This window comes from Oleidesulfovibrio alaskensis DSM 16109 (genome assembly GCF_000482745.1).
GTDB lineage: Bacteria > Desulfobacterota > Desulfovibrionia > Desulfovibrionales > Desulfovibrionaceae > Oleidesulfovibrio > Oleidesulfovibrio alaskensis.
Genome location: NZ_AXWQ01000023.1, coordinates 1 through 9,322, shown reverse-complemented (window position 1 = coordinate 9,322; position 9,322 = coordinate 1). Strand labels below are relative to the sequence as shown.

The 9,322-nt window shown below is 49.0% G+C and carries 11 protein-coding genes; 7 read left to right on the top strand and 4 right to left on the bottom strand.

The genetic code is table 11. The features are described from left to right. Nucleotides 1–87 precede the first annotated feature (87 nt). The 7 genes from H586_RS19115 (at nt 88) to H586_RS0111725 (ending at nt 4,484) form a co-directional block, all read left to right on the top strand. A complete protein-coding gene (locus H586_RS19115; protein ID WP_155891392.1) occupies nt 88–555 on the top strand; it encodes a hypothetical protein in 468 nt (155 codons plus the stop codon). A gap of 149 nt (nt 556–704) precedes the next feature. Then, a complete protein-coding gene (locus tag H586_RS0111750; protein ID WP_027182136.1) occupies nt 705–1,169 on the top strand; it encodes a DUF1937 family protein in 465 nt (154 codons plus the stop codon). A 134-nt stretch (nt 1,170–1,303) separates the two neighbouring features. Beyond that, nucleotides 1,304–1,549 (top strand): hypothetical protein, encoded by a 246-nt coding sequence (locus tag H586_RS0111745; RefSeq protein WP_027182135.1) that lies wholly within the window; start codon nt 1,304–1,306, stop codon nt 1,547–1,549. 27 nt (nt 1,550–1,576) lie between these two features. Then, complete coding sequence (locus H586_RS0111740) at nt 1,577–1,774, top strand: helix-turn-helix domain-containing protein (RefSeq protein ID WP_027182134.1); 198 nt, start codon at nt 1,577–1,579, stop codon at nt 1,772–1,774. Nucleotides 1,775–1,776: 2 nt separating this feature from the next. Beyond that, entirely contained in the window at nt 1,777–1,971 is a 195-nt protein-coding gene (locus tag H586_RS0111735; protein ID WP_027182133.1) for a hypothetical protein, read from the top strand. A gap of 382 nt (nt 1,972–2,353) precedes the next feature. Then, the gene (locus H586_RS0111730) at nt 2,354–3,190 is read left to right on the top strand and encodes a DNA adenine methylase (RefSeq protein WP_211232566.1); all 837 of its coding nucleotides are present in this window, start codon (nt 2,354–2,356) and stop codon (nt 3,188–3,190) included. A 7-nt stretch (nt 3,191–3,197) separates the two neighbouring features. Then, entirely contained in the window at nt 3,198–4,484 is a 1,287-nt protein-coding gene (locus H586_RS0111725; RefSeq protein ID WP_027182131.1) for a type II restriction enzyme, read from the top strand. Here H586_RS0111725 and H586_RS20495 read toward each other — a convergent pair. The 4 genes from H586_RS20495 to H586_RS0111705 form a co-directional block, all read right to left on the bottom strand. Further along, nucleotides 4,481–4,747, bottom strand: coding sequence for a hypothetical protein (locus H586_RS20495; RefSeq protein WP_081701839.1), 267 nt, complete (start codon nt 4,745–4,747; stop codon nt 4,481–4,483). The two genes, H586_RS0111725 and H586_RS20495, sit on opposite strands and share 4 nt — an antisense overlap. A 309-nt stretch (nt 4,748–5,056) precedes the next feature. After that, complete coding sequence (locus tag H586_RS0111715) at nt 5,057–7,210, bottom strand: helix-hairpin-helix domain-containing protein (protein WP_027182130.1); 2,154 nt, start codon at nt 7,208–7,210, stop codon at nt 5,057–5,059. 2 nt (nt 7,211–7,212) lie between these two features. Next, the gene (locus tag H586_RS0111710) at nt 7,213–7,959 is read right to left on the bottom strand and encodes a PP2C family serine/threonine-protein phosphatase (protein ID WP_027182129.1); all 747 of its coding nucleotides are present in this window, start codon (nt 7,957–7,959) and stop codon (nt 7,213–7,215) included. A gap of 3 nt (nt 7,960–7,962) precedes the next feature. Next, nucleotides 7,963–8,640 (bottom strand): vWA domain-containing protein, encoded by a 678-nt coding sequence (locus H586_RS0111705; protein WP_027182128.1) that lies wholly within the window; start codon nt 8,638–8,640, stop codon nt 7,963–7,965. Between the last annotated feature and the right edge of the window lie 682 nt (nt 8,641–9,322).

The following is a 9,322-nucleotide window of genomic DNA, read 5'->3' as shown; positions in this document are numbered from 1 at the left end:
GACTTGTTTGCGGCGGATTCCGACAAAGCGGCCTGATTTTGACCTGTAGTTAGTATGCGCCACCAGTGCGCCACGAGCGAGAGTAAAATGAGTACGAAATTCCATGCGCTTGAGCCGTGGGAATTGATGAACACGGCGAAGAAGCTAATCGGCATAACCGGCTTGGAACTGATTTTTAAAGTCGGCCACAGTCGGATTTATCAGTTCTGCCGCAACCCTCGTTACACAGAAGACAGCGCAAGAACTCCGTTGGAGCGGATGCGAATGTTGATTGCTGATGTTTCTGATCAGGGTGGGCAGGGCAAAGAACTGGCACGGGCAATGGTGGACAGTATGGCGGAACCGCTTGGGATGCATTGCATACCCAATGCTGTTGCAGAGCCGGATAAGCCCACATTGGCAGAAGAATGCCTTGATGACTTGCCCGCACTGGTAGCGCTGCACAAAGCCATGATGCACGGCGAGGATCCGCGCACGGTAGAGGCGTTGCACGCCGAAGCTGTGCAGGAGCTAGGCCAGACAATAACCAAGTACAGAGAGGGGTTGCAGGGATGAGCAGGGCACCAGCTAGTGCGACCTTGCAACATCTTCACGCAGAGTGCGCCACTTTGCGAAAACTTTTGCAAAGCGCACTCGAAGCAGATGTTGTTGGAAAAGCGTGTTTTAACTCTAGACTGAAAGAACTTGAAAAGGAACTTGAAGGAATGAAGGAGGCAGTTGTTGAGGTCAGAACCACCAGCGGCATACGGCTGGTGTATCTGGCTACGCCGTATTCACACGCCAGTGAGGCAGTGCGTCATGCACGTTTTCTGGCTGTGACGGAGGTAGCTGCAAGAATGTGGCGGGCAGGGCTTGGCGTGTATTCGCCTATTACTCTGACACATGAGGCCGCACGGCGGCACGAGATGCCTACGGACTGGCGTTTCTGGGGTGCGTTGTGTCGAGCCACGTTGGAACAGCAGCATGAAATGCATGTGCTTTGTCTGCCGGGCTGGTCGCAGAGCGTGGGCGTGCAGGCAGAAATTGCGCTGGCGAAACAGTTGGGACTGCCGGTGAGATACATAGAGCCGGACGGCGAGATGCTGTGTGCGGCGTGTCCGGAAAGGATTGTCGGTAACAGCATCTGTTCGCTGGTGCCGTGCCCGTATGTGTGCGAGGTGGCGGCGTAAGCGGGCAGAGTGAAGGCAATAAAAAAAGCCCCTAGAGCAAATAGGGGCTGAGCCACTGCGACTCTGGGAGTCGCGAGTAAGTACAATGTGATCATAGCTAAAAGCATGATTGTAAGCAAGTCGGAGCCACAACCATGAGTAAGTTTAAACGGTATCGCAAAATTGCCCCGTGCATCTGGAACGATGAAAAATTCAGAAGCGTTAGCAACGAGGCAAAGCTGGTTACATTCTTTTTGCTGACGCACCCAACATTAACCCAGTTGGGAGCGCTGCGGGGCAATATGCCCGGTCTGTCTTTTGAACTGGGGATGGAGTTGAAAGACTTTGAGAAAGCCTTTCGGGAAGTCTTAAGACGTGATTGCCCGCGCAGAAGTGTATGATGTTCTTTTAAAAATGGGGTTTGCGGCATGAGTGAAGCCAAGTGCGATTTTTACACCGTGCAGGAAGTACGGCGGCGGCTGAGCTGGAAGAGCGCCGAAACCGTGCGCCGGGGAATCAAGGCAGGCCGTATACAAGCCGCCAAGGTGGGCGGGCAGTACCGCATACCCCGCACAGAATACGAGCGCATAGCCCGCGAAATGGGGCTGACGGCGGGGGAGGACTAGCCATGGAATGCCCGCGTTTAGGATGTGGTGGGGAAACAGCGGTAATAACCACCGTTGCCACCCATGACCGCATAGACCGCACACGGCGCTGTAAACGCTGCGGGTTTCGGTTTACCACCACAGAACTGCATAATGCGGCGATTATTCAGGCGCTGGAGCGGCTGAGCGCTGGCGGGCAGCAGGGCAAGGTGGGATAGGCGATGCAGAGCTTCTTACGTCAGCCTTAGTTCTCGGTCCAGTTTTCCCAACCTCTAAGTAATTGACTCTATCGCGTGTTAACATATATTAACAAGAGGCCTCAATGAAGGCGTTAAGACACAAAGGGGAGAACAATAAAATGTGTGGTTATTTGTCAGCTTTTTGTTGCCCGCGGTACTATGAAACTATGCCTGTATTGCTGAGGAGTACAAGTTGTGGACATCAAGCCAGGCGAGTAGGCGCTCAGGTGTTGCTCTGCCTATGAGGCGCTTGGTTGCCTAAGATTTGACACCTGTTGAGGATAGTCTATACAAGCAGCGAATTGCTACCACTGGGTCATGAGACGAAGCCGGTTGATAGTTAGAGAATTGGGAGAAGTGTATGGCTATTAGAAAGAATAAGTTGGTAGCACCTGTCGTTAAATGGGTTGGTGGAAAGCGGCAGCTATTACCCAGCATAGAAAAATATATTCCCAAAAAATTTGATCGCTATTTTGAGCCATTTATTGGCGGCGGAGCTGTTCTTTTCCACTTACAGCCCAAGAAGGCAGTTATTAATGACGTTAATGGAGAACTGATTAATTTATATAAAATAATTAGAGACAGATCTTGTGCGTTAATTGAAGATTTAAAAAAACATCGAAATGAGAAAGACTATTTTTATGAAGTCCGTGCACTAGATAGGGACATGCAAGTCTACTCACGTCTTTCAGACGTAGAACGCGCCTCTCGAATTATTTTTCTGAATAAAACTTGTTTTAATGGTTTATTTAGAGTGAATAATTCCGGCGAATTCAATGCGCCTTTTGGGAAGTATAAAAACCCAAACATCGTAAATGAAGTAAATATCAAAGCTGTTTCTAGCTATCTTTCAAAAAACAATGTTGAAATATTTAACTCCGATTTTGAAGAAGTTCTAGCATCTGCAGGAAGAGGGGACTTCGTGTACTTGGATCCTCCTTACGATCCTGTTTCAAGTAGTGCTAATTTTACAGGTTACGCAAAGGGTGGATTTGACCGAAGTGAGCAGGAGCGCTTAAAGGCCGTTTGTGACGCGCTAAATAAAAAAGGAACAAAATTTTTACTTTCCAACTCAGACACACGATTCATTAAAGAATTATACAGGGATTACGAAGTCATTCCTGTGAAAGCAAAGCGGGCGATCAATTCAAGAGCTGATAGCCGTGGTGATGTGGCGGAGCTGTTGATAAAGAACTAGGTAAGCTATGTGCACGAAGAATGATGTTGCTTGGGAAAAATTGTTTGCAGAACATAAAATTCTTGAGAGGATCGATACCGATGGTGTCTTTTACATAAGATCTGAGGAAATAAATAGGTACCGAGAGGCTCGCCTGATGGCGAAGTTTGACCACGAAAACAACTTGCCCAAGATCTTTCGCCGGAACGACATCACTATTTTACCAGTATCACGAGGGCAATATGCTCTAGGCCGTTTTGCAGCGTATTACCCTTTTGAAGATAGTGACTCTGTTCCCGTCGAATATGTGAACTTCCCTGAAGTGATTGAAAGCATTCAACCCGGAAACATCTCTAGTGAAGCTGTTGCGCTTAATTGTGCATATAGTTCTGGGATTATTCAGGACTTCCTTGGCGAAGAAATGATGTTCCCTACGATTAGCGGGCGCATGAGTTCTGGCGATTTTTCTTTTAATGTTCGAGCGGCAAATGATTTCTCTAGTTATCAACTTGATGTGAGTAACTCTCAGGTTGAAATCGATGCGGGGTATGAAGGGGCAAGCAAGCTTGCTTTAATTGAAGCAAAGAACTCAATTTCCAACGACTTTATTATTCGCCAGCTTTATTATCCGTATGCTCTTTGGACTGGTAGGATATATAAAGAAGTGTGTCCTGTATTCTTAGTATATACAAATGGTATTTTTCATTTGTATGAATATGCATTTGATGATTCTGCTGTATACAATTCAATTCGCCTTGTGAAGCAGAGGAAATATTGCTTAGAAGAGCAGGACATATCTTTAGATGATATCCAGACAGCAATAAATCAAACGAAGTATGTAGATGAACCCAAGGAATACCCTTTTCCTCAAGCAGATTCATTTGAGCGTATTATCAATCTTTGTGAGTTGCTTTACGATAATCAGTCCCTCAGTAAGGATGAAACCACCACAACATATGACTTCACCCCACGGCAAACACAGTATTACACTTCTGCAGGTGCCTATCTTGGTTTTATCAATAAAGAGCAGACCTCAGCCGGTGTGACGTACTTTTTAACAGAACAAGGCCGAAAACTGTTTGGCTTGAAACATAAGCAGCGTCAGCTTGCCTTTGTAAGGGCTATTGTTTGTCATGAAGTTTTTGCTAAGACACTACTTTTGTATCTAAAAAAAGCAGACCTCCCCAGCAAGGAGGAGGTCGTTGATGTGATGAAGTCGTCACGGCTGAATAATATAGACAGCGAGTCCACATACCGCAGAAGAGCGTCTACTGTCCTCAGTTGGTGTAACTGGGTGTTAGGGTTGATACACTAAGCTTTTTTTGTGTTGCCTCGTTCAGCTACCCCATGTTGATAGCCAAGAGCGTATGCTTCATTGACATTTTTATGCCGGATTGTCCCTGCTTGGCTTTCCGGTAAGGAGTCTGGGTTGCAGTTGGCATTGCGACCTTCTTTACCATCATCACGCCCTTGGTCATATGCACAACCTGCACATTTGTGCCTTCCGTCACCGCCCTGCGCAGGGCTTAGTTCGTCGAATTGCGGATTGTACCTATGGTTTTTGTTACAAATAGCCATACTCTCTCCTTTTTGTGATTTTATATGGTAGTCTATAGCTTCGATAGCATCGTAAGCTTCCCCTAAGGTGACACAGGTTAAAAGTCGAGTTTTCTGGCATACTGACCTCTAAGCCAGACAAAGCAACACAGATCATCACGCAGCGCATGGAAGCCTTTTGCAGGTAGTATGTATTTGATTACCATTCGACGGCGAAACTGCAGTAGGCTTTTCCATGTAATGTTATGACAAAATATTTTCTGCGACACGGGAGGGGCGTCGAGAAGTGTCTCTTGTCTTCCACCGCTCACCGAGCGTCTTGCCCACACATTAAATATTTCGCGTTCCCGTGCACGCTGGATACCGTGAGCAACCCCAAAACTTGCCGTAGCGCCCGGAACGTCGCCGCATTGAAGAGCCGCAATTTGGACAGACTGGAATACCAGACGTTGTACTTATGCGTGTGTGTGGGGGAGAGGTGAGGCGGGGAGCGCCGGGGGCCTGCGGAGCGGGTTTCGGGGACGTAACCGCTAGTGTAACGGTTGAAGCGGGAACCGGCACGCCAAGCTCACGCAAGTCTTGTTCGGCTTGCATGCGAACTGCAAGAGCGTTCTTAAGCGTCTGGTCGTGGCTGGCTTTGACAGGAAGTGCATCAAGGCTGGCCTTGGCGTTCCTCAGCGCTCCCAGCCCGTTGCGGATCGTTGCTTCTAACTTTGCTTTTTCCGCCGCAAAACGTCCGCGCAGCATTTTTTCGTCGGCAACGTCTTGAGAGTTCGGTGCTGGATTATATCGGAACTGGGACTCAAGCTTCCGTCGCCATGCCACAAGCCTATTAGACATTACCTTGCCGAAACCTGGCACCCGTAGCACGGCAGATAGGTTCACATCAGCAGCAGTTTCGATTCCAAAGGAAACTAACGTCGCGGTTTTCGCAGGGCCGATGCCAGAAATGTTCGCACTGCGGATGGGAAAGCGGTCGAGATAGGCTTGTCGCTGACGTGACTCCCGATTAGATTTCATCACCATAAGTTCGCGAGCAAGAGCATCATCATGACCTTTATAGGTCGCAATAGCGATGTCCAAATCGCCACGAACCTTCACAACCTCGGTCATGCCGTTACGCTGAACAAAGGCATTAAGCTCTCGTTGAACCTGTTCATCGGCGTCTTTGAAGGCCCGCAGGAACGGGCCGGATTCAACTTTACGTTCAGAGAAGAGGCTCCATCCTCCGATTGTCAGCAAAATCCAGAAAAGCCATGCTGGGGCAAAGGTGAGGATACCTGCGACTGCACCGCCTATCAAAAGCAAACCGAACAAGGCGCTCCCTTGTTTTTCGCTCCTAGCTTCCTGTAAAGCTTTACTGGCTCCACGTGGCGTAGCAGCGACGGGAAGCAAGTCTGTTACTGTTGGAAAACGAAACGCCAAAATTTCTCTGATTGCCTGTTCCGTACCACGTGTATCGTTTGTGATGTTGGGCGTGACAAAATTTAAATCCGGGAACATGTCAACACCACTGTTAGCTGCTAGTTTGCACCAAACGCAGCCCCCTGTATTGCTAGGGAAATAGTGTGTCTTGACCTTGCTACAGTGACTCAGCAAACCTTCTAGATTGCTCAAGGCTTGTATCCAGTCCCGCGCGTTGGGGCGTGTTCTTGGATTAAGCCCAAATGCGTTCTCAAATCCGTGGACGATAGCATCGTGGAATACATCGAGCGTTAAAGCCCCTGGAGGCGGGGTAGTTTGCGTCGCGGCTTGGCGGGTCAGCGAAAAGGCAAATCGGTTTTGGGCAATAGCATCGCCCATGGAAATGTCTGGGCCGTTGTAACGCCCGGCGTAAGGGTGACGGCCCATGAACAGAAGATGGAAGATGGCCACCGCCAGGCCAAAGTTGTCGTGCTCTATGGTTCGTTGGATAGACGCGAGGTTTTTTCCGTGTAATTCTGGTGGAGTGAATTCAGGAACACCAACAAAACAGGGATAGGACTTGCCGTTCAGGCTGAATTGGAAGCTGTCAGCGTCAATTAGGGCAACTGTCGCATCTTGCGCCACAAGTACCCCAGAATGGTTCAGATCTCCGATGACACACCCTGTCTGATGTACTTTTCCAACTGCGCGTGCGACATTCAGCGCGGCGCGGACTATGAATCGATAGTCCGCCTTCGGAAAATACTGCTGCCGAGATTTCGGGCTGTAAAGTTCATGTAGCGGACGATAGCCCGACACAAAGCGCATGACAAAACCCAGGAAGTTGCCGCGAAGGTCTGTCACCACTTCACGGGGATAAGCAATAAGGTCGGTCTTGGAGGCTAGGCCTTGACCCACCATCGCCCGCACCTTCTCTTCCCTCTTGGTACGCAAGCCGGTGTTGTAAATTTTGGCGACTTGTCCAGAGCGCCCCTTGATGGCGTAGACTGAACCTTCGCCGCCCTTGCCGACCTGTTCGGCAACCGAAACCCGATCTTTTCCGATAACGATTTCCTGCACGATTATATCTCGGAAATGAGGATTAGCGTTTTGTCATCGTCGGTGCGTTCGCATACTGATGGACCGGAAAGATATGCTGCCAGCTTGGCCGAAAGATCAACAAGGCGACCTTCACCCAATGCAGAATCAACCGGGCGGAACATCGGGTCGAAGAACGGGGCGTGCGCAGATTGCTCTAGCTGAGACAACGCTAGATCACCAACCCCATCAGAAAACAGCGCGAAGGCATCGTGTTCATACTGGTAGCGGTTTATGTTCAAGCGTGGTTCTGGATAATCGGTGACAAAGTAGGTGCTGGATGCATACTCGCCGTTCTCGGGCCAACAAAGTACCTCCCATTTCCCATTATTTCTTCCTACAATAGCGCTATCGCCAACATGCAACGTGAGCACTTCATTCGGTGTGACGGTGATTGCGGCTAAAGTCGCAGCGAATTGCCGAGGGGTACTTTCTCGCCGCGTTGCTATTCCAGAAATTCGGTTGCGAAGCTCCTCAATCCAATTCACCAATTCTTCGTCAGTCGGCAAATCTGAGTCCTCTCGCATCCGTTCCCGAAATCGAACAGAGAGGAACCGGCAGGTAAGCCAAGCCCCGTATGCACCAAATTGGGCACTTCCAGCACCATCCGAAACGATAGCGAAAAGACAACCATTACCCACAGTCGAAACAAAACAGGCATCTTGTAGCCTGGTTCCATTTTGAATGTGAGATGTGCCAATTACGGACGCGGACGCCCACCGCCAGGCCACGGCTTACTCTACCACAGCCCAGCCATCTGGGGCGGTCGGGTTTTTGAGCGGAACGGCATCACCAGGATTGGACTGCGAAACTGCGCTTAAGGAACTGGACAACCACTTGAAAAGTTCTTTAAAGGCCAGTCCCTTAAGTTTTAACGGCTGGCGGGTGGCTATCTGCCCTAGCACATCCATGTCCGCCTGTTCTACTCCCACGGCATAGAACATGAATTCTTTACGTTCTTCGCCTTGGTGAACTCGCAGCCTGGCCTCATCCCAATTGTCGGTAGGGGCACCATCGGTAATCAGAAATACCCACGGACGGTAGTATCTCACACCGTTTTCGCGGTATCGGTCCTTACGTTGGCGCAGCATGTTTAACCCGGTCACAATCGCCTCGCCCATCGGGGTTGCATTGTTCGCAACTAGAGCTTCGGGACAGAAACAATCTATTGTTGCAAAGTCGGACTTGATCTCCACTGGTCCGAAAGTAACCAGCGCCAATTCTACGCGCTTGGAGGCCATCGGGTCGTTCAGTAACTCTTGCCGTAAGGTCGTCAGCCCCTCGTTTAGTTCCGAGATGGGGGCGCCGCTCATGGAATAGGATGTGTCCAGTAGAAGAACTACTGGGCAGCGTTGTTCCGGGTTATTAACAAATTCGGCATCGCCAAATGGTTGTTGATCGAAATCATTCATATCATCACCTTATTCATTGGTTATTGAGAATGCCTTTAGTGACAATGACCTCTCACCGGTAGGTGGAGATTTTGTTGTTTGAATTTCGTTATTACGTGATGCGTTCTTCTAAATGGGAGAAGTTATCAAACACCGTTACAAGAAAAGGCGTTGTGGCGGCAAGTGCTTATTTACCACACATGTTCATCGAAGGAGGCGTGATACCCTCCGGGAAGTCAACGATGACTCTCGTGCAGTTAGGTCCTCCTCGACGTTTCGAAAAGGATAGTTCGCAGGAAGACCCAGCTGTTGCAGATACCAATTGTTCCCGTTCCACTAGTACGGGATCGAAACAGAAAAAAACTTAATGCTTCAGATATGTTCCTGATGTTCCCACTGACAAAAATGAAACTGAGAACGAAATAACGCATTCATGGAGTGCCGTAAATCTTAACTTTTCCCAAATCGTAAGAATAGAATTGACGAAGTTAAACCAAGTTAACTGTTGTCAATCGGGGTAAACTGTCTGGTTTGTCCAGCTATCAGAAAAATCTATACCTGTAAAATTTATGCATATCTACACTAGATGTGCATTGTGGAAAACTCCCGAAAAGCTAGTCTATACGCACCCTCGCCGCGCTTGTGCGGCCTTGCTGGAACTGAAGAACAGGGGTGTGTATGAAACGCTTTTCCGTCCTTTCTC